The following is a 17,961-nucleotide window of genomic DNA, read 5'->3' as shown; positions in this document are numbered from 1 at the left end:
AGGGGCCGCTGTGCTTGGCTGACCGCGTGACCAGCCGGGTTTCGCACACCAGCGTCGACTGCGCCGACGCCTATGAGTTGTCGCAGTGGTGGAAGCGGGTGCTCGACTACCACGACGTCGCCGACGACCCCAATGAGCCCGGCCACGAGGAGTGCATGCTGCTGTCACCCGACGAATCGCATCGGCTGCTGTTCATCGAGGTGCCGGAGGCCAAGGCGGTCAAGAACCGCCTGCACCTCGACCTGGTGCCCACCGACCGTCCCCGCGACGCCGAGGTCGAGCGGCTGCTGGGGCTCGGCGCCACGCGGGTGGCCGACCGGCGCGGCACCACGGACCGGGCACCGGCTGGGTGGTGCTGGCCGACCCGGAGGGCAACGAGTTCTGCGTCCTGCGCTCGGACGCCGAGCGGAGTTGACGGGGTCGCTCAGTCGGATCGGTTCCCGGCGGCCAGGGTCTCGGTGTACATGGTGGCGGCGTAGTTGGTGCCGTAGTAGGCCTCGAGCTGCTCCAGCGTCTCGGGGCTGTCCGGGAGCACGGCCTTGCTGATCACCGCCGTGCTGGGCACAGCGTTCGGGTTCCACGTGTCGGGGTTCCACAGCTGCGAACGCAGGAACGCCTTGGCGCAGTGGTGGAACACCTCGTCGATCTCGACCACCAGGGCCAGGATCGGCCGATGCCCCTTCACCACCAGTTCATCGAAGAAGTCGGCGTAGCGGACCAGCCGGGCACGGCCGTTGATCCGCAGCGTGTCGCCCCGTCCGGGGATGAAGAAGTTCAGCCCCACGTGCGGATTGGCGATGATGTTGCGGTAGCCGTCCACCCGGCGGTTGCCGGGGCGCTCCGCGATGGCGATCGTGCGCTCGTCCAGCACGTGCACCAACTGGCCGGCCGGGTCGCCCTTGGGGGACGCGTCGCAGCGACCCAGGGCATCGGCCGTGGCCACCATGCAGAAGGGGGACGCCGCCAGCCACTCGCGGTCCAGCGGTAGCAGCGCCTCCCGCACCTTCGCGGCGGCCCGGTACGCGGGCACACCGACGATCTGCTCCAGTTCCTCGACGGAGGTGATCTCAGCCCAGCTCACGACCCGAGCCTAGGCCCTGAGCCGCGGACGCCGGTGCGGGCCCACCAGCCGATGCCGCCTCCTGGCGCCGATGCCGCCGTGCAGAGCGGCAGTCACGCCACGACTCGGCATTGCCGGCCGATCACGTGACCCAGCGCCGACCACCGATCCCAGGGGACCTCAGCGAGTCGCCGTCACAGGCGGTAGCGCCGACCACGGGAACACGATCCAGGCGTCGACGTCCTTCCACGCGTAGTCGACCGGGTAGATCGAGGTGGGTTTCGTGTACAGCACCGCGGTGCGCACCTCGGCGCCGGCAGCGAGCAGGATGTCCATCACCAGTTGCAGGGTGCGGCCCGAGTCGGCGACGTCGTCGGCGACCAGCACCGGGCGTCCGGCGATGCTGTCGATGTCGAGCAGCGGGGCCAGCAGCACCGGGTCGGGCAGGGTCTCCTCGACGTCGGTGTAGAACTCGACGTTCATCGCGTCGGCCAGCTTGACGCCCAGGGCATAGGCCAGCGCGCCGGCCACCACGAGGCCCCCGCGGGCGACCGCGACGATCACATCGGGACGGAAGCCGTCGTCGGCGATCCGCTGGGCGAGCTCGCGACTGGCGTCACCGAACCCCTGCCAGGTCAGGATCTCCTTGCCCTCGGTATCGGACGCCTCGGCGTGGTAGGCCGTCATGGGGGCAGCCTAGGCGCTAACCGCGTTTCACCCCGGTGGCGTCCAGCAGCCTGCCCTGATCGTCGTACAGGCCGACGGCGACCTGCCCGGCCATGATCTGCTTCATCCGTCCCGCGGTCGTCGCATCGGGGCGCAGGGCCACGTAGCCACGCAGCTCTGGCCTGGTCGCCAGGATGCCGGCCGGCAGACCCTTCCAGTCTCGGGTGAGCGTCGCCACCCGGCCACCGGTCACCGCGTCCGCGTCGATCGCCAGGCCGCCCTTCGCCGACCAGTGCAGCCGCCAACTCAACGCCCGTTGGTCGACCCCGAGCGGCAACCCGTCGCCCGGGTAGGCGATCAGGTCGTCGCGCAGCAGCACCGCCTTGGCGACGCTGAGGTCGGGGGTCGAGGTTGCCTGCGTGACCGAGGTCGCGACCTGGTGGGTGGCCAGCGTGTAGGTGATCGTCACCAGCATGCCGTCCGCGGGCACCGTCAGGGACACGTTGCCGGACGGGTACGCCTCGTCCCAGCCGAGGCCGTGGGCCACCTTGAACTCGTAGCTACCGGCGGGGATCTTCGTCGACGCCCAGGCGTAGGTGCCGTCGCCGTCGGCGTCCTGCAGCCACGGCCGCAGGCAGTCCGGCTTCCAGTCCGACGAGCAGCCCAGTTCGCTCTGGAAGCTGCCCGGGGCGGTCAGGATCGGCCCCTCGGCCGTGCTCGTCACCCAGTGCGACGCGGGGTCGTAGTAGAAGCTGACCGCACCGCCCTCGGGCTTGAGGTTGATGTTCGACCCGTTGCGGACCCCGCCGGCCCCGTAGTTCTCGTCCCAGTTCTTGTCGATCGCGGCCTTGTAGGCGTAGTCGCCCTTGGGGACGTCAAGGGTTGTGGCCCAGATCTTGCTCTGGTCGTCGAGCGCCAACTGGGCCTGGTCGCAGGCCGGGTCCCAGTCGTCGGCGCAGCCGATCGCCGCGTTGAACGAACCTGGCACCGACACGGCGTCGGGCTGCTTCTCGGGCGGGTCGTTGGTGATCGTGCTGGCACCTGCCGACGGCTCGCCGACGAATGCGTAGCTCGACGTCGCCGAGTACCGGCCGGCCAAGTCCCTGGCCACGATCCGGTACTCCAGCAGGGTGCCCGTGGGCAGCGCGGAGACGTCCTGGTAGACCCGGTAGCGCGGGTTGTCGTCGGTGCCCAGCAACTGCCATTGCGTCGTCCCGGCCGGGCGGCTGTAGAAGCTCACCTCGGCGAACCGGCTGGTGTCGGCCAGCGCGACCGCCAGTTCGGCGCGGCCGCCAACGGTGCCCCCGGCCTTGAACAGCGGAACGATCACCGGCGCGGCGCTCGAGGCCGGCATCCGGCTCGCCGCCCGGAACACGCGCACGCTCAGTGCCGGCACCGTCACGCTCACCCGGCCGAAACGGTCGGCGCTGACGTCGCCACCGGAGCCGAGCAGTTCGTCGAAGCGGGTGTTCGCCGAATAGGTCGAGAAGGTGGCCTTCTTGGCCGTGGTCGCGTTGTTGCTGACCACCAGGTACTCGCGCTGCGCCGAGGTGTCGATCCGGCTGACGGCGAAGATGCCGGCAGTGTCGGAGGAGTAGCGGGCGATCTGGGCCCCGTCGGCCAGCGCCGGGTGCTGGGCCCGGATGCGGGCCAGCTTCGCGATCTGCCGGTACAGCGTCGAGTCGGTGTTGTAGCGGTTCTTCGAGCCGGACGCCCCGCCGATCACCTCCTCGCTGTTGTACGAGGCCACCTTGCTGGCGAACATGTCCTGGCGGGCCGCCTTGTCACCCCCGCTGCCGGCGAAGCCCTGCTCGTCGCCGTAGTAGACGACGGGTTGGCCCCGGGTCAGGTACATCAGCGAGTTGGCCAGCTTGAGCCGGGTCAACGTCTCCTTCGCGCTGAAGCCCGCCTGGCGCAGCATCATCGCCTGCCGGCCCATGTCGTGGTTACCGGTGAAGGTGGGCAACTGGTAGGCGTTGCTGTCGGCGTCGGTGTACCAGTCGTCGCCTGCGTACAGATCGCGCAGCCCGGTGGTCGCCTTGCCCTGGGCGAAACCGGTCACAGCGTTCTGGAAGCCGAAGTCGAGGGTCGCCTGCAGCTTGCCGGTGGTCGTGTACTGGCTGGTGAACGTGGGCGAGGAGTCGTACACCTCGCCGAACATGAAGAAGTCGTCGTTGCCGGACGCCCTGGCGTGGTCGAGCACCGTCGGCGCGAACTGCTGCCAGAACTCGGTGTTGACGTGCTTGACGGTGTCGATCCGGAACCCGTCGATGCCGAAGTCGGCCCAGGTCGAGTAGATCTCCTCCATCCCCTGCACGACCTCGGGGTTCTCGGTGAACAAGTCGTCGAGGCCGACGAAGTCGCCGTAGGTCGAGGACTCACCGGCGAAGGTGGAGTTGCCCCGGTTGTGGTACAGCGTCGGGTCGTTCAGCCATTGGGGCACCTTCACCGTCTCGTCGGCCGTGGTGCGGAACGTGGGCGTGTACGGGAAGGACGTGGCGGCGTCCAGCGCCGGGAACTCCGAGTTCACGTAGTCGCGATCGTCGAAGGCCTGCCCGGAGGCCGTCTTGTACGGCGCGTCCGCCTTGGAGATGTAGGTGTAGGGCGGGCTGCCGCCGGCCGTCGGATCGGTGTAGTCGATGATGTCGGCGGTGTGGTTGGTGATGATGTCGAAGAACACCTTCATGCCCTTGGCGTGCGCCTTGGCGATCAGCTGCTTCATGTCGTCGTTGCTGCCCAGGTGCGGGTCGATCCGGGTGAAGTCGGTGATCCAGTACCCGTGGTAGCCGGCGCTCACGTCGTCGCCGGAGCCTTGCACCGGGTTGTTCTTGAACGACGGGGTCAGCCAGATCGCGGTGGTGCCCAGGCCCTTGATGTAGTCGAGCTTCTTGGTCACGCCCTTGAGATCGCCGCCGTGGTAGAAGCCGGAGTCGGTCGGGTCGTAGCCGGTGGTCAACCGGCCGCCGGTCAGCCCGCCGGTGTCGTTGGCCTTGCTGCCGTTGGCGAACCGGTCGGCCATCAGGAAGTAGAAGCGCTCGCGGGTGAGCGACTCGCGCAGCGAACCCACCGCCAGCTTGCGGTCGGACGTCGTGGTCGAGCCCGGCAGGTCGACCGGCTTGATCGTGGTCAGGTGGGTCGAATCGTCGTAGCTGAATCGGAGCTTCGCCGCCGCACTCAGCGCCAGCGGGATGTTCGCCGAGCCCCCCTCGGCGCCGTAGCTCTCGTCCCAGGAGTGGTTGATCGCCACCTTGAGCTCGTAGCGACCGGCCGGCACGGTGAACTCGGCGGCGTAGTTGCTGCCCCTGCCCTTGGCCAGGTCGGTCGCCGTGCAGACCGGCTGCCAGTCGTCGCTGCAGCCGAGTTCGGACTGCAGGTCGCCGACCAGGGTGACGGTGCGCTCCTCGGCCCGCGCCGGCGTGGCCGCGGTCAGCCACCCCAACAGCAGGGCCAGGACGATCAGAGCAGTGACGCTGCGGCGACGTTGCACGGCGGTTCCCTTCTCGAGGTCTGGAGGGACACTAACCGCCGCCACCGACAATGACCAGGGTCAGGTGCCGGCCGCCACGTCGGGGTCGTCGCCGGGCAGCACACCGGGTTGGGTGAAGCCGTCGTCGGGGTCGGGTTCGGGGAAGTCGATCCGCTGCAGTTCCCAGCGCCCGCCGGGCTCGCCCTCGGCGACGATCACGGTGGTGTTGGGGATGCCGCGGACGGCTTCGAACTCGGCGTGCACCTGCGGCATCACCGCCGTCGCCCAGGTGCGGATCGCCGCGCCGTGGCTGACCAGCAGGGCCGTGCGGTGCCCCTCGTCGGCGACCCGGCGGACCGCCGTGTTGTAGCGGGCGATGAACTCCGTGCCGGTCTCGCCGCCGGGGATCCGGACGTTCGGATCGCCCGAGCCCCAGGCCCGCAACGCCTCGATGTAGCGGCGCAGGTCGGGCGACAGTTCGTCGTCGCCGCCGGAGATCTCCCGCAGCTCGGCCAGCTGTGTGAGCGGCAACTCGCGGGCGGCGGTCAGCGGCTGCGCGGTCTGCACGGCCCTGACCAGGTCGGAGCTGTACACCGCGTCGATCGGGTAGCCGGCCAGCCGGTCGACCAGCGCCTCGGCCTGCCGGCGTCCGACCTCGTCCAGATCGGGTCCCGGCGGCGCGGTGTCGAGCAGTGCGGCGACGTTCGAGGCGGTCCGGCCGTGACGGGCGAGCAACAACAGCACGGTGGTGAGCCTAGTCACGCCACCGCGGTGCGATGGCCGCACCCCGAGACCGGACGGACCGCTGGCTGGTCGGCCTGCCGGACCGCCGGACGCCGCGGGTGGGCGCTGCTAGCGTGAAACCGTCATCACTCGTTGTTGAGGAGAACCACTGTGACCACACCCGTGAAGGTTGCCGTGACCGGCGCCGCCGGCCAGATCTGCTACAGCCTGCTGTTCCGTATCGCCAGCGGCGCCCTACTCGGCCCCGACCAGCCCGTCGAGCTGCGACTGCTGGAGATCACCCCGGCCCTGAAGGCCCTCGAGGGCGTGGTGATGGAGTTGGACGACTGCGCCTTCGACACCCTGGCCGGCGTCCAGATCGGCGACGACCCGAACAAGGTCTTCGACGGCGTCAACCTGGCCATGCTGGTCGGCGCCCGGCCGCGCACCGCGGGCATGGAGCGCGGTGACCTGCTGAGCGCCAACGGCGCCATCTTCACCGCCCAGGGCAAGGCCCTGAACGCGGTGGCCGCCGACGACGTCAAGGTGCTGATCACCGGCAACCCGGCCAACACCAACGCCCTGATCGCCATGAAGAACGCCCCCGACATTCCCGCCGAGCGGTTCAACGCGCTGACCCGGCTGGATCACAACCGGGCGATCAGCCAGCTCGCCGCCAAGACCGGCGCAGCCGTCACCAGCGTGAAGAAGATGACCATCTGGGGCAACCACTCGGCGACCCAGTACCCCGACCTGTTCCACGCCGAGGTCGACGGCAGGAACGCCGCCGAACTGGTGAACGACCAGCCCTGGATCGAGAACGACTTCATCCCGACCGTCGCCAAGCGCGGTGCGGCCATCATCGCTGCCCGCGGCTCCAGCTCGGCGGCGTCCGCGGCCAACGCCACTATCGAGCACATGCGCGACTGGGTGCAGGGCAGCCCCGCCGGCGACTGGGTGTCGATGGCGGTGCCCTCCGACGGCTCCTACGGCGTGCCCGAGGGCATCATCAGCTCGTTCCCGTGCACGACGGCCGACGGCACCTACAGCATCGTCCAGGGCCTCGAGATCGACGACTTCAGCCGCGGCAGGATCGACGCGAGCGTCGCCGAGTTGCAGGACGAGGCCAAGGCGGTCACCGAGCTCGGCCTGATCTGAGTTCTCGGCGCGGCCGCAGAAATCTGATCACCCAAGGTGGCGATCTGGGCACCGAACTCGGTGTCCGGATCACCACCATCTTTGCCTCCCGGATCACAGGATCGCGGCAGGCAGTGCTTGGATGAGGCCATGCCCTTCACCGGACGCCCCGCGAACGCCGCCACCGACGCCGTACGCGCGGCCCGCGACTTCCTGTTCGCCCACGCCACCGACTTCGACGGCGCCGTCGACGGCTTCGGCTGGCCAGAGCTGACCGAGTTCAACTTCGCGCTGGACTGGTTCGATGTTGTCGCCGGCGAGCACCCCGACCGTGCCGCCGTCACGATCGTCGATGCCGACCTGCGGGCCGTCAGCACCAGCTACGGCGAGCTGGCCCGTCGCTCCGATCAGGTCGCCACCTGGCTGACCGGCCTCGGTGTCCATCGCGGCGACGCGGTGATCGTCATGCTGAACAACACCATCGAGTTGTGGGAGGCACTCCTCGGGCTGCTCAAGATCGGAGCGGTCGCGATCCCCACCTCCACGTTGCTCACCGCCTCCGAGCTGGAGTTCCGGGTCGACCGGGCCGGCGCGGTGGCCGCCATCGCGCCCGCCGCGCTCGCCGACAGATTCACCGGCCTTTCGGACGCCGTGGTGCGGATCGGAGTCGACCACCCGATCGACGGCTGGGTCGACTTCGCGGCGTCCCACCGGGCGGACGACACGTTCACCCCCCACGGCCCCACCCCCGCCGACGACACCTGCCTGCTCTACTTCACCTCAGGCACCACCGCCCGGCCGAAGTTGGTCCGGCACACCCAGGTGAGCTACCCGGTGGGGCACCTGTCGACGATGTGGTGGCTGGGTGTGCGCGAGGCCGACGTGCACCTGAACATCTCCTCCCCCGGCTGGGGCAAGCACGCCTGGAGCAACTTCTTCTCCCCGTTCCTCGCCCAGGCGACCGTGTTCATCTACAACTACGCCCGCTTCGACGCCGCCGCATTGATGCGGGTGATGGACACCCACCAGGTCAGCACGTTCTGTGCACCGCCGACCGTGTGGCGCATGCTGATCCAGGCCGACCTGAGCCAGCTGTCGAAGCCGCCGCGCGAACTGGTGGGCGCGGGCGAGCCGCTCAACCCTGAGGTGATCACCCGCGTCCGGGACGCCTGGGGGGCGACGATCCGCGACGGCTTCGGGCAGACCGAGACCACCTGCTGGATCGGCAACTCGCCTGGCCAGCGGGTCAAGGACGGCTCGATGGGGCGTCCGATGCCGGGCTACCACGTCGATCTGCTCGACCCGGCCACCGGCGAGCCCGGCCAGGACGAGGGCGAGATCTGCCTCGCTCTCGCCCGACGCCCGCTCGCCCTGATGAGCGGCTATGTCGGCGACGAGGAGTACACCGCCGAGGCGATGCGCGGGGGCTATTATCATTCCGGCGACATAGCGGCGCGCGACGCCGACGGCTACCTCACCTATGTCGGCCGGGCCGACGACGTGTTCAAGGCGTCCGACTACAAGATCTCGCCGTTCGAGCTGGAAAGCGTCCTGCTCGAACACCCGGCGGTGGCCGAGGCGGCGGTGGTGCCGAGCCCGCACCCGGTCCGGCTGGCCGTGCCGAAGGCGTTCCTCACCCTGGCGACCGGCTTCGAGGCGTCCGCGGAGACGGCGAAATCTATCTTCGACCACGCCCGGGCGTACCTGTCCGGCTACCAACTGGTCCGGATCATCGAGTTCGTCGAGGAGCTGCCGAAGACCATCTCGGGCAAGATCCGGCGGGTCGACCTGCGCGGCCAGGAGGCGGCACGGGTCGCCGGCGACGACCCGCCGTCGGCGGACCAGTTCCACTGGTCAGAGTTGCGGTGAGCGTGCGGCCGACGGCACCGGGGACGCTGCGGATGCGACCCGGTTCGGCCGAGCCGGCCGTCACGGCGTGGGAGCCGGTGTCGGCCGCCGACCTGCTGGGCTTGGTCGCCGGCCAGGGCGCCGGCCCCCAGGTGATCGCCGTCGACGGCCGCAGCGGGGCCGGCAAGTCCACCCTGGCGTCGGTGTTGGCCGCGGCGATCCCGGGTGCCGCAGTCGTCTCCACCGACGACGTGGCCTGGAACCACTCCATGTTCGACTGGGCCGAGGACTTCCGGGGCTCGATCATCGAACCGGTCCGGGCCGGCCTCGCGGTCGACTACCGGCCGCCGGGCTGGGTGGCCCACCAGCGGCCCGGGTCGGTGCGCGTCGAGCCGGGCCGCAGCCTGTTGATCGTCGAAGGGGTGGGCAGCTCGCAGCGGGCCATGCGGCCGCTGATCGACGCGGCCATCTGGGTGCAGTCCGACACGACCGTGGCCCGTGACCTTGGCATCGCCCGGGACACCACCAGCGGCGTGAACGGCGATCAGCACCAGGCGATCGCGTTCTGGGACCGGTGGATGGCGGAGGAGGACCCGTTCCTGGAACGCGAGGCGCCCTGGTCGCGGGCCGCGGCGATCGTCGCCGGGGTCCGCCCCAGCCTGGATCAGCCGATCCTGTGGCGCGCCGCCACACCCTGAGCAGGGGCCGGGCCCAGCCGCACGGCGGCGGGACGGCGTCGGATCAGTTCCTCAGCGCCGGCACCGCCCAGGCCAGCACGGCGATCCCTATCCCGACCCCGAGCAGCACGAGCGTGTCCAGTGGCCTGCTCCGGACGGCGAGCAGGCCGACCCGGCGCTGCGGCAGCAGCCGGAAGAACCCTCCCATGGTGATCGACAGCCCGATCAGGGTGGTACCGGCCCGCCAGTGACTGGTGGCGACCACGGCCAGCCCGACGAACACACCCACCAACACGCTGGCGAGCGGCCATTGCCCCAGCACCTGCTGGACGAACGTCTTCGGCGGACGTTCGGGGGCCGGTGCGGTCATAGCGACGATCGTGCCACGGCGTCGATGCCGCTCAGTGGAAGAAGTGCCGGGTACCGGTGAAGTACATCGTGACCCCCGCGGCCTTCGCGGCCTCGACGGTTTCGGCGTCCCGCACCGAACCGCCCGGCTGCACGATCGCGGTGACCCCGGCCTCGATGAGGATGCCCGGCCCGTCGGCGAACGGGAAGAAAGCGTCGGACGCCGCGACCGACCCGGACGCCCGCGCACCGGCCCGCTCGACCGCGAGCCGGCAGGAGTCGACCCGGTTCACCTGACCCATGCCGACCCCAACCGACGCGCCGTCGGCGGCCAGCAGGATGGCGTTGCTCTTCACCGCCCGGCAGGCGCGCCACGCGAAGGCCAGGTCGGCGAGGGTGGCGGCGTCGGCGGGGTCGCCGGCCGCCAGGGTCCAGTTGGCCGGGTCGTCGCCGGGGGCGTCGATCCGGTCGGGTTGCTGCAGCAGGGCACCGCCGGAGATCGGCTGCAGTTGCCGTTGACGGTGCTGGTAGGGCTGCGCCCGCAGCAGCCGGACGTTCTTCTTGCGGGTCAGGATCTCGAGGGCGCCGTCGTCGTAGGCCGGCGCGATCACCACCTCGGTGAACACCTCCGCCACCTGCTCGGCCATCGCCACGCTGACCGGCCGGTTGGTGGCGATCACGCCACCGAAGGCGCTGACCGGATCACAGGCGTGGGCCTTGCGGTGCGCCTCGGCGATGTCGGCACCGACCGCAATGCCGCACGGGTTGGCGTGCTTGATGATCGCGACCGCCGGCTCAGTGAAGTCGTAGGCGGCCCGGTAGGCGGCGTCGCCGTCGGTGTAGTTGTTGTAGCTCATCTCCTTGCCGTGCAGCTGCTCGGCGCCGGTGATACCGGACGGGCCGTACGGGTAGCGGTACAACGCCGCCTCCTGGTGCGAGTTCTCCCCGTAACGCAGCCCGCCGATCTTGTGCCAGGTGCCGGCGATCCAGGCCGGCCAGGCGTCCGGCGTGAACTCCTCGCCCATCCAGGACGCCACCGCGATGTCGTAGGCGGCGGTGTGCCGGAACGCCACGGTGGCCAGCGCCCGACGTTCGGCCAGGCTGAACCCGCCCGCCGACAACGCCTCACACACCGACGGGTACTGATCGGGCGAGGTGACGATCGCCACCGACGGGTGGTTCTTCGCCGCGGCCCGCACCATGCTCGGCCCACCGATGTCGATCTGCTCGATGCACTCGTCGGGTGCCGCCCCGGAGGCGACGGTCTCGGTGAACGGGTACAGGTTCGACACCACCAACTGGAACGGCTCGATCCCCAGTTCGGCGAGTTGGGCACGGTGCGACTCCAGCCGCAGGTCGGCCAGCAACCCGGCATGGATGTGCGGGTGCAGGGTCTTCACCCGGCCATCCAGGCATTCGGCGAAACCGGTGACCTGCTCGACAGGGGTGACGGCGATGCCGGCGTCGGTCAGGGTCCTGGCCGTCGACCCGGTGGAGACGATCTCGACCCCCGCCTCGGCGAGGCTGCGTCCCAGGTCGACCAGTCCGGCCTTGTCGTAGACGGAGACGAGGGCGCGGCGGATCGGCAGTCGGTCGGTCATGGGTTCCCCTTGGCGGCGAGTTCGTTGACGGTGCGGACGAGCAGCACGCGCTCGGCCACCTTGATGCGTTCGTGCAGGCTTTCGACGGTGTCGTCGGCCAGCACCCGGACCGGTTCCTGCGCCAGGATGCGGCCGGAGTCGACCCCGGCGTCCACCTCGAACACGGTCGTGCCGGTCACCTTCACCCCGTGGGCCAGGGCGTCGCGCGGGCCGTGCATGCCCGGAAAGCTCGGCAGCAGCGCCGGGTGGGTGTTGATCGTGCGGCCGCCGAAGCGGGCCAGGAACACCGGGCCGACCAGTTTCATGAAGCCGGCCAGCACCACCAGGTCGACGTCACGGGCCGCGACGAGGTCGGTCAGTTCGGCGTCCCAGGCCGCCCGGTCCGAACCCTTGACGTAGGGGTGGACGAAGCTGGGCACCCCGGCGGCCGCGGCCCGGGCCAGGCCCTGCGCGGCGGCGTTGTCGGAGCCGACCACGGCGATGTCGGCGTCGAGCGCGCCCGCGTCGCGGGCGTCCAGCAGGGCCTGCAGGAGACTGCCGGTGCCCGAGATCAGCACGGCGATGCGGAAGGCCATGGCGGCAGCCTATCCAGCCGCAGCGATGGGTTCAGTCGCGGCCCAGCACCACGGTCACGGTGTCCAGCGACTCGGTCGGCGCGTCGAGCGACTCGGTCGGCGCCTCGGCGTCCCCGGCGGGCAGGTGCCGGCCGCGCAGCAACCAGTGCACGACGGCCGCCAGCGCGCCACCGGCCAGCATCGTCCCCGGCGCCAGCAGCAGCAGGTTCGCCGGCACGGGACCGAGCCCGACCAGCCGGTCGACGCCCAGGTCGCCACGCGAGAGCAGTCCCAGCGCGACCACCACCACCGCGGTGCCGAAGCCTGCACCCGCGCCGCGTGCCAGCCACAGCGGCAGTGCGCCGCGGGAGCGGCGAAGAGCGGACGCCGCCCAGCCCGCGACAGCCCCGACGGCCACGCCGCTGGCCAGCCAGGCGTAGCTCCAGGGGCCGCCGGCACCCGCCGCGGGGACGGCGCCGAACACCGGAATGGCCGGGAGCACGCCCGCGGTGGTGAGGATCGGCGAGACGAACGATCCCGTGCCGACACTCAGGCCGGCGCCCAGCGTCCAACTCGCCGACCAGGCCAGCAGATTGGGCAGGTAGAGCAGTTGCAGCGCGACGAGCAGCCACGCGCCCACGGCGTCCGGGGCGAGGGACTGCTCGATCAGACCGACCCGGTCGACCCCCAGCAGCAGCCCGATCAGCAGCACGAGTGCGGCCAACGCGCTCATCGCGCCGACGCCTGCCAGCACTGCCCGGCCAAGGCCGTCCAGGACGGCCGGCAGCCGGACCAGGCTGCGCAGGCGTCCGGCCAGTGCCCAGCCGCAGCCCAGCGCCCCGACGACGGCGCCGCCGACCAAGGCCCAGCCGGCCCGTGGCGCGCTGCCCGAGACGATGGCGATCAGGGCCGCGAACAGCGCGTACCCGCCCGCCGCCAGGCCCCAGGCCCGCAGCACGCCGTGCCCGAGCAGATCCTCGGGCGCGGTCGCCCGCAGGACCAGGCGGGTCACGGTACGGGTCACCAGCAGCAGCAGCGCGGTCAAGCCGAGCGGGGCGAGGGTGACCGTCACCGTGCCGACGGTGGCGCCCAGCCCGTGCGCCGACAGCCACACCTGGCCGGCGAAGCCGAGTGCGGTGGGCAGCGGCATCGCCATGGCGGTGAACCACGCGGCCATCACCAGGCCGGTGACCAGCAGCCAGCCGACGAGCCCCGACAGGGCCCCGGCGGCGAGCGCCATCGGCACCAGGGGCAGCTCGGGCGTAGGCACCGAGCGGTGCGGGGCGTTGACCTCTGAGACGGTCAGCCGGACGCGGGGGCGGCGACGCTGGAAGGGTTCGGGCATGGTCCCCCCATCGTCGCGGAGGGACGCAGGGCCAGTGGGCCTGACACGCCCGCCCGCACTAAACTCGGCCGGGTCCCCGACCCCAGCGACGACGATGAGGACCAGATGAGCGACAGCGATCCGGACGGCCCGCGGCGCGGTTTCGACCCGGTGGACGAGCCTGATGACGGGGTCGTCGGCCGTGGTTTCGACCCCGACGCCACGCCATCGGAGCCGGAGCCGCAACGGGACTGGGTACCGGCCGAAGGCGACGTCGACCAGCCCCAGGCGCCGGCCGAACCGCCCGTCGGGACGCCGATCCCGCCGCCCGCTGCCACCCTGCCCGAGGGCGTCCAGCCGGCCGCGGCCGGCCGCCGGTTCTCGGCCGAGGAGCGTACGGAGGATTGGGTGACCGCCGCGCCGCGGCGCTCCGCCGCCAGCGTGAGTTCACCGCCCGCGGCCGATGCCGACTCCGGCGACGAACCGACGTCCGCACACCCGACCACCGAGCCGCCCGCCGGCCCGCCCACCGTACGGGGGGCCGCAGCGACGGGCTTCGGCGACCGGCACCGGTTGCTGGCGCTGCTGGCGGGCGTCGTGGTGCTTGCCGTGCTGGTCGGCCTGGGCGTGTGGTTCGGTGGCCGGCACTCGGAGGGGTCCGGCACCCCTGGCGCCGAGCCGTCGGTGGGGGCTTCGCAGAGCCCGTCGGCATCGGCGCCGGCACCCGGCCCGGATGAGGCTCAGTTGCTCACGGCGTCCGAGTTGGGCAAGCTGCGCGCCTCCACGACGTGGACGCAGGACGGCACCGCGAGCGCGACGCCGAGCGTTGCGGCGAGCACGACGACCGGCGCCACGGCGAGCGGGACGCCCAGCGCTGCGGCGAGCACGACGACCAGCGGCTCTCCCAGCGGCCCGGCCCAGCCGGCCTGCGTGGAGTTCGGCACCACCGGGGCCGCACAGGCCGAGCTGTCCCGCACCTTCACCGCGAACAAGGCGGGCGGAGCGCTGAAGCAGTACGTCCAGGCCTGGCCGGATGCCGCGTCGGCCGGCACCGTCTACGAGGACCTGCTGGCGCAGGCGGGCGGCTGTGAGGATTCGCTGCTGCGCGGCGCCTACCGCCTCGACACGCTCTCCGACGCCGCTGCCTCCCTCACCGTGAAGCTGACCGACGACACCTCGCACACGCTGCTGATCGCGCGCACGGGCCGCTTCGTGAACCTGGTGGACGCCTCGCTCGACGGCGACACCGGCATCGGCGTGACCGCGCTCGCCAGGGCGGTGGTCCCGTCACTGGGCCGGCAGTGCGAGCCGGCCGGCGGCACCTGCCCCGACACGCCGAAGGTGGTCGCGACCGTTCCCCCGCCCACCCAGGACGCCGGCTGGCTGGCCTGGGTCGACCTGCCGCTGGTGAGCAACGGCGCCGGCTCGTGGACGGCGACCGATCCGGGTTCGCCCTCCCTGGTCGGCAGCCAGTGCGAGGACGTCGACCTGAACAAGCTGCCGGGCTCCACCAGTTCGGCGCACCGAACCTACCTGCTCACCGACGACCCGGACGCCCCCCAGTCGTTCGGGGTCGACCAGGCCGTCTACACGTTCGCGAAGTCCTCACAGGCGTCCGCCATGGTCAAGAAGCTGACGGCCAACTTCAACGACTGCGGCGACCGCACCCGCACCGCGACGGTGAAGGACGCCGCGGTCACGGCCGCCGGACCCGACGGCGAGGAGCTGACCGGAACGAGCTTCACGGTGACGCAGCGGATCAGCAGCTCGACGACGGTCACCTTCCGGGTCGGGATCGCGGCCGTCGGCGAGCGCATGGTCTACCTGCTGGCCAACCCGTCGGGCACGTTCGACTTCACCGACGAGGCCTGGCGGGCGGTCGTGGGCCGGGCCGCCCAGCGGGTCACCCAGAGCGCCTGACGGCGTCGGCCTGGACCGTGGGGACGGTCCCATTCCAGGCCGGGCCGTCAAGGCGAGGTCGTCGCCGCGTCCCGTGAGCCGCGGGCGTCGGCGTGGACCGTGGGGATGGTTCCATTCCAGGCCGCCAGGGGAGGTCGTCGCCGCGTCCCAAGGCCGCCTGCGGATCCCGGGGTTCTGCGGTTCTCAGCAACGCCCAGAGCTTTCGGGAACGCCGACTGCTTTCGTGTCACAACACGAAAGCAGTCACGCTTCCTGCGAGTAGCCGCGTTGCTGAGAACGGCCGCGGCGGGCCGGCAGCAGATCCTCGGGCCAGGCCCGGAACGACGCCTGCGTCACGCCCGGAACCACGCCTGCGTCAGGCGCGCCCCTCCATGATCTCGCGGACGAGAGACGCCGTTTCGCTCGGCGTCCGGCCGACCTTGACGCCGGCCGCCTCCAAAGCGGCCTTCTTGGCCTGTGCGGTGCCCTTGGAGCCCGAGACGATGGCGCCGGCGTGGCCCATCGTCTTGCCCTCGGGGGCGGTGAAGCCGGCCACGTAGCCGACCACCGGCTTGGTCACGTGTTCGGCGATGTAGGCGGCGGCCCGCTCTTCGGCGTCGCCGCCGATCTCGCCGATCATCACGATGCAGTCGGTGTCGGGGTCGGCCTCGAAGGCCGCCAGCGCGTCGATGTGGGTGGTGCCGATGATCGGATCACCGCCGATGCCGACCGCGGTGGAGAACCCGATGTCATTGAGCTCGAACATCATCTGGTAGGTGAGCGTGCCCGACTTGCTGACCAGGCCGATGCGGCCCGGGTGCGGCGCGATGCTCGCCGGAATGATGCCGACGTTGGACTTACCGGGGCTGATCAGGCCCGGGCAGTTGGGGCCGATGAGCCGGGTGCTGCCGCTGGCCGCCGCGTAGCTGCGGAACTCGGCGGTGTCCTTGACCGGCACGCCCTCGGTGATCACCACCACCAGTTCGATGCCGGCGTCCACCGCCTCGAAGACGGCCTTCTTGGTGAAGGCGGCAGGCACGAAGATCACCGACACGTTGGCACCGGTGGCCTGCCTGGCCTCGGCGACCGAGTCGTACACCGTCACGGGATCCTCTTCGAAGGTCACCGTCTGCCCACCCTTGCCAGGGGTGACGCCGCCGACGATGCGGGTGCCGGAGCTGATCATCCGCTGGGTGTGCTTGCGGCCCTCGGAGCCGGTCATGCCCTGGACGAGCACCTTGGAGTTCTGGTCCAGCCAGATCGTCATCGACAGATGTCCTTTCAGTTCGTGCTGGCCAGTTCGGCGGCCTTGCGGGCCGCCGAGTCCATGGTGAGTTCCATCGTCACCAGCGGGTGGGCCGCCTCGGTGAGGATGTGCCGGCCGACCTCGACGGCGTTGCCGTCCAAGCGGACGACGATGGGCTTGGTCGCCTTGTCGCCGAGCATGCCCAGGGCGGCGATGATGCCCTTGGCCACCTCGGAGCAGGCGGTGATGCCGCCGAAGACGTTGACGAACACCACCTTCACCTGCGGGTCGGAGAGAATGATGTCGAGCCCGTCGGCCATCACCTGGGCGGACGCGCCGCCGCCGATGTCGAGGAAGTTGGCGGGGGTCGGGCTGCCCGGGAACTCCTTGCCGGCCCCGGCCACGACGTCCAGGGTGCTCATCACGAGCCCGGCGCCGTTGCCGATGATGCCGACGCTGCCGTCCAGCTTGACGTAGTTCAGGTTGCGTTCGCGGGCCCGGATCTCCAGCGGGTCGTCGCGCGACTCGTCGGAGAGCTTGTCCCACTCGGGGTGCCGGAAGGCGGCGTTCGCGTCGAGGGACACCTTGCCGTCGAGGGCCAGGATGGCGCCGTCGCCGGTCTTCACCAGCGGATTCACCTCGACCAGGGTGGCGTCGTTGTCGCGGTAGACCTCACCGAGCAGCACCAGCACCCGGGCCACCTCGGCCCGGTCGGCCTCGGCGAAGCCGGCGGCGGCAACGATCTCGTCGGCCTTGGCGTCGTTCAGACCGGTGATCGGGTCGACCTCGATGCGGGCCAGCGCCTCGGGACGCTCCTCGGCCAGGGTCTCGATGTCCATGCCGCCCTCGACCGAGCACATCGCCAGGTAGGTGCGGTTGGCACGATCGAGCAGCAGGCTGAAGTAGTACTCCTCGGCGATGTCGGCGCCCTCGGTGACCATCACCTGCTCGACGGTGTGACCGTTGATGTCGAGCCCGAGAATGTCGGACGCCCGCTCGCGGGCCTCCTCGGGGCTGCGGGCCAGCTTGACGCCCCCCGCCTTGCCACGACCTCCGGTCTTCACCTGCGCCTTGACCACCACGACCGGGGTGTTCAGGGTGCGGACGGCGTCCTCGGCCTCCTGGGGGGTGCGAGCCACGATTCCGCGCAGCACCGGGACCCCGTGGGCCTCGAACAGGTCCCGCGCCTGGTACTCGAAAAGATCCACCGACAACTCCGTCCGTCATGCAAAGCTCTGGCCGCGTCAGGGCCAAGGGCCACTTTAGTGCTCCCCTCGCCGGGGTCGCACATCAGACGACGGTCGGCCCTCCCGGTCCGCAGGGGCACAGGGCAACGGGTCGGCCCGGCCAACCCCCGCGCGAGGCCCCACGACCTGGCCGTCTCAGGGTTCGGACGCGGACCCCGCTCGATT

Annotated in this window: 15 protein-coding genes; 5 read left to right on the top strand and 10 right to left on the bottom strand. The window is 70.9% G+C overall.

Features of this window, described 5'->3' with window-relative positions; genetic code table 11:
* The first annotated feature begins 26 nt into the window (after positions 1 to 26).
* Positions 27 to 479 (top strand): VOC family protein, encoded by a 453-nt coding sequence (locus OIE40_RS17110; protein ID WP_425326172.1) that lies wholly within the window; start codon positions 27 to 29, stop codon positions 477 to 479.
* Here the strand turns inward: OIE40_RS17110 and OIE40_RS03155 are convergent.
* From OIE40_RS03155 to OIE40_RS03140, 4 genes are all read right to left on the bottom strand, one after another.
* Positions 425 to 1,081: a pyridoxamine 5'-phosphate oxidase family protein gene (locus OIE40_RS03155; protein ID WP_264699995.1), complete on the bottom strand. Its 657-nt coding sequence runs from the start codon at positions 1,079 to 1,081 to the stop codon at positions 425 to 427. The two genes, OIE40_RS17110 and OIE40_RS03155, sit on opposite strands and share 55 nt — an antisense overlap.
* Positions 1,082 to 1,240: 159 nt before the next feature.
* A complete protein-coding gene (locus OIE40_RS03150; protein WP_264699993.1) occupies positions 1,241 to 1,747 on the bottom strand; it encodes a phosphoribosyltransferase in 507 nt (168 codons plus the stop codon).
* A 16-nt stretch (positions 1,748 to 1,763) separates the two neighbouring features.
* The gene (locus tag OIE40_RS03145) at positions 1,764 to 5,213 is read right to left on the bottom strand and encodes a pullulanase X25 domain-containing protein (RefSeq protein WP_264699991.1); all 3,450 of its coding nucleotides are present in this window, start codon (positions 5,211 to 5,213) and stop codon (positions 1,764 to 1,766) included.
* A 60-nt stretch (positions 5,214 to 5,273) separates the two neighbouring features.
* On the bottom strand, positions 5,274 to 5,936 hold the full coding sequence (locus OIE40_RS03140) for a histidine phosphatase family protein (RefSeq protein ID WP_264699990.1): 663 nt from the start codon (positions 5,934 to 5,936) through the stop codon (positions 5,274 to 5,276).
* A gap of 150 nt (positions 5,937 to 6,086) precedes the next feature.
* On the opposite strand from OIE40_RS03140, the gene OIE40_RS03135 reads away from it, so the two are divergent.
* The 3 genes from OIE40_RS03135 (at position 6,087) to OIE40_RS03125 (ending at position 9,598) form a co-directional block, all read left to right on the top strand.
* A complete protein-coding gene (locus OIE40_RS03135; protein ID WP_264699988.1) occupies positions 6,087 to 7,073 on the top strand; it encodes a malate dehydrogenase in 987 nt (328 codons plus the stop codon).
* A 129-nt stretch (positions 7,074 to 7,202) separates the two neighbouring features.
* Positions 7,203 to 8,921: an AMP-binding protein gene (locus OIE40_RS03130; protein WP_264699987.1), complete on the top strand. Its 1,719-nt coding sequence runs from the start codon at positions 7,203 to 7,205 to the stop codon at positions 8,919 to 8,921.
* Entirely contained in the window at positions 8,918 to 9,598 is a 681-nt protein-coding gene (locus OIE40_RS03125) for a uridine kinase family protein (RefSeq protein ID WP_264699985.1), read from the top strand. Before OIE40_RS03130 ends, OIE40_RS03125 begins: the two co-directional genes overlap by 4 nt.
* A gap of 43 nt (positions 9,599 to 9,641) precedes the next feature.
* On the opposite strand, the gene OIE40_RS03120 is transcribed toward OIE40_RS03125, so the two are convergent.
* The 4 genes from OIE40_RS03120 to OIE40_RS03105 are packed head-to-tail and all read right to left on the bottom strand — an operon-like array spanning position 9,642 to position 13,425.
* Positions 9,642 to 9,947 carry a DUF3017 domain-containing protein gene (locus OIE40_RS03120; RefSeq protein WP_264699983.1) on the bottom strand — a complete coding sequence of 102 codons (306 nt, stop codon included), beginning with the start codon at positions 9,945 to 9,947 and terminating at the stop codon, positions 9,642 to 9,644.
* Positions 9,948 to 9,978: 31 nt separating this feature from the next.
* The gene (gene purH, locus OIE40_RS03115) at positions 9,979 to 11,526 is read right to left on the bottom strand and encodes a bifunctional phosphoribosylaminoimidazolecarboxamide formyltransferase/IMP cyclohydrolase (protein WP_264699981.1); all 1,548 of its coding nucleotides are present in this window, start codon (positions 11,524 to 11,526) and stop codon (positions 9,979 to 9,981) included.
* On the bottom strand, positions 11,523 to 12,101 hold the full coding sequence (purN, locus tag OIE40_RS03110; RefSeq protein WP_264699980.1) for a phosphoribosylglycinamide formyltransferase: 579 nt from the start codon (positions 12,099 to 12,101) through the stop codon (positions 11,523 to 11,525). Before purN ends, purH begins: the two co-directional genes overlap by 4 nt.
* 31 nt (positions 12,102 to 12,132) lie before the next feature.
* Positions 12,133 to 13,425 (bottom strand): cell division protein PerM, encoded by a 1,293-nt coding sequence (locus tag OIE40_RS03105; RefSeq protein WP_264699978.1) that lies wholly within the window; start codon positions 13,423 to 13,425, stop codon positions 12,133 to 12,135.
* Between the two features lie 105 nt (positions 13,426 to 13,530).
* Here OIE40_RS03105 and OIE40_RS03100 point away from each other — a divergent pair, with 105 nt between their 5' ends.
* Positions 13,531 to 15,324: a hypothetical protein gene (locus OIE40_RS03100; RefSeq protein WP_264699976.1), complete on the top strand. Its 1,794-nt coding sequence runs from the start codon at positions 13,531 to 13,533 to the stop codon at positions 15,322 to 15,324.
* A gap of 355 nt (positions 15,325 to 15,679) precedes the next feature.
* On the opposite strand, the gene sucD is transcribed toward OIE40_RS03100, so the two are convergent.
* Both sucD and sucC read right to left on the bottom strand, forming a co-directional pair.
* Positions 15,680 to 16,570: a succinate--CoA ligase subunit alpha gene (sucD, locus tag OIE40_RS03095; protein WP_264699974.1), complete on the bottom strand. Its 891-nt coding sequence runs from the start codon at positions 16,568 to 16,570 to the stop codon at positions 15,680 to 15,682.
* A gap of 14 nt (positions 16,571 to 16,584) precedes the next feature.
* Entirely contained in the window at positions 16,585 to 17,757 is a 1,173-nt protein-coding gene (gene sucC / locus OIE40_RS03090; RefSeq protein WP_264699973.1) for an ADP-forming succinate--CoA ligase subunit beta, read from the bottom strand.
* Positions 17,758 to 17,961: the final 204 nt, after the last annotated feature.

This window comes from Micropruina sonneratiae, assembly GCF_025972045.1.
Taxonomy (GTDB): Bacteria; Actinomycetota; Actinomycetes; order Propionibacteriales; family Propionibacteriaceae; genus Micropruina; species Micropruina sonneratiae.
Note: the sequence above shows the minus strand (reverse complement) of the source record. Positions and strands in the feature narration are given on the sequence as shown.

What these genes read in the sequence shown, in the direction of transcription:
- OIE40_RS03150 (WP_264699993.1), bottom strand. Translation starts at nt 1,747, where the DNA reads ATGACGGCCTACCACGCCGAGGCGTCCGATACCGAGGGCAAGGAGATC.
- OIE40_RS03130 (WP_264699987.1), top strand. Translation starts at nt 7,203, where the DNA reads ATGCCCTTCACCGGACGCCCCGCGAACGCCGCCACCGACGCCGTACGC.
- OIE40_RS03120 (WP_264699983.1), bottom strand. Translation starts at nt 9,947, where the DNA reads ATGACCGCACCGGCCCCCGAACGTCCGCCGAAGACGTTCGTCCAGCAG.
- purH (WP_264699981.1), bottom strand. Translation starts at nt 11,526, where the DNA reads ATGACCGACCGACTGCCGATCCGCCGCGCCCTCGTCTCCGTCTACGAC.
- purN (WP_264699980.1), bottom strand. Translation starts at nt 12,101, where the DNA reads ATGGCCTTCCGCATCGCCGTGCTGATCTCGGGCACCGGCAGTCTCCTG.
- OIE40_RS03105 (WP_264699978.1), bottom strand. Translation starts at nt 13,425, where the DNA reads ATGCCCGAACCCTTCCAGCGTCGCCGCCCCCGCGTCCGGCTGACCGTC.
- OIE40_RS03100 (WP_264699976.1), top strand. Translation starts at nt 13,531, where the DNA reads ATGAGCGACAGCGATCCGGACGGCCCGCGGCGCGGTTTCGACCCGGTG.
- sucD (WP_264699974.1), bottom strand. Translation starts at nt 16,570, where the DNA reads ATGACGATCTGGCTGGACCAGAACTCCAAGGTGCTCGTCCAGGGCATG.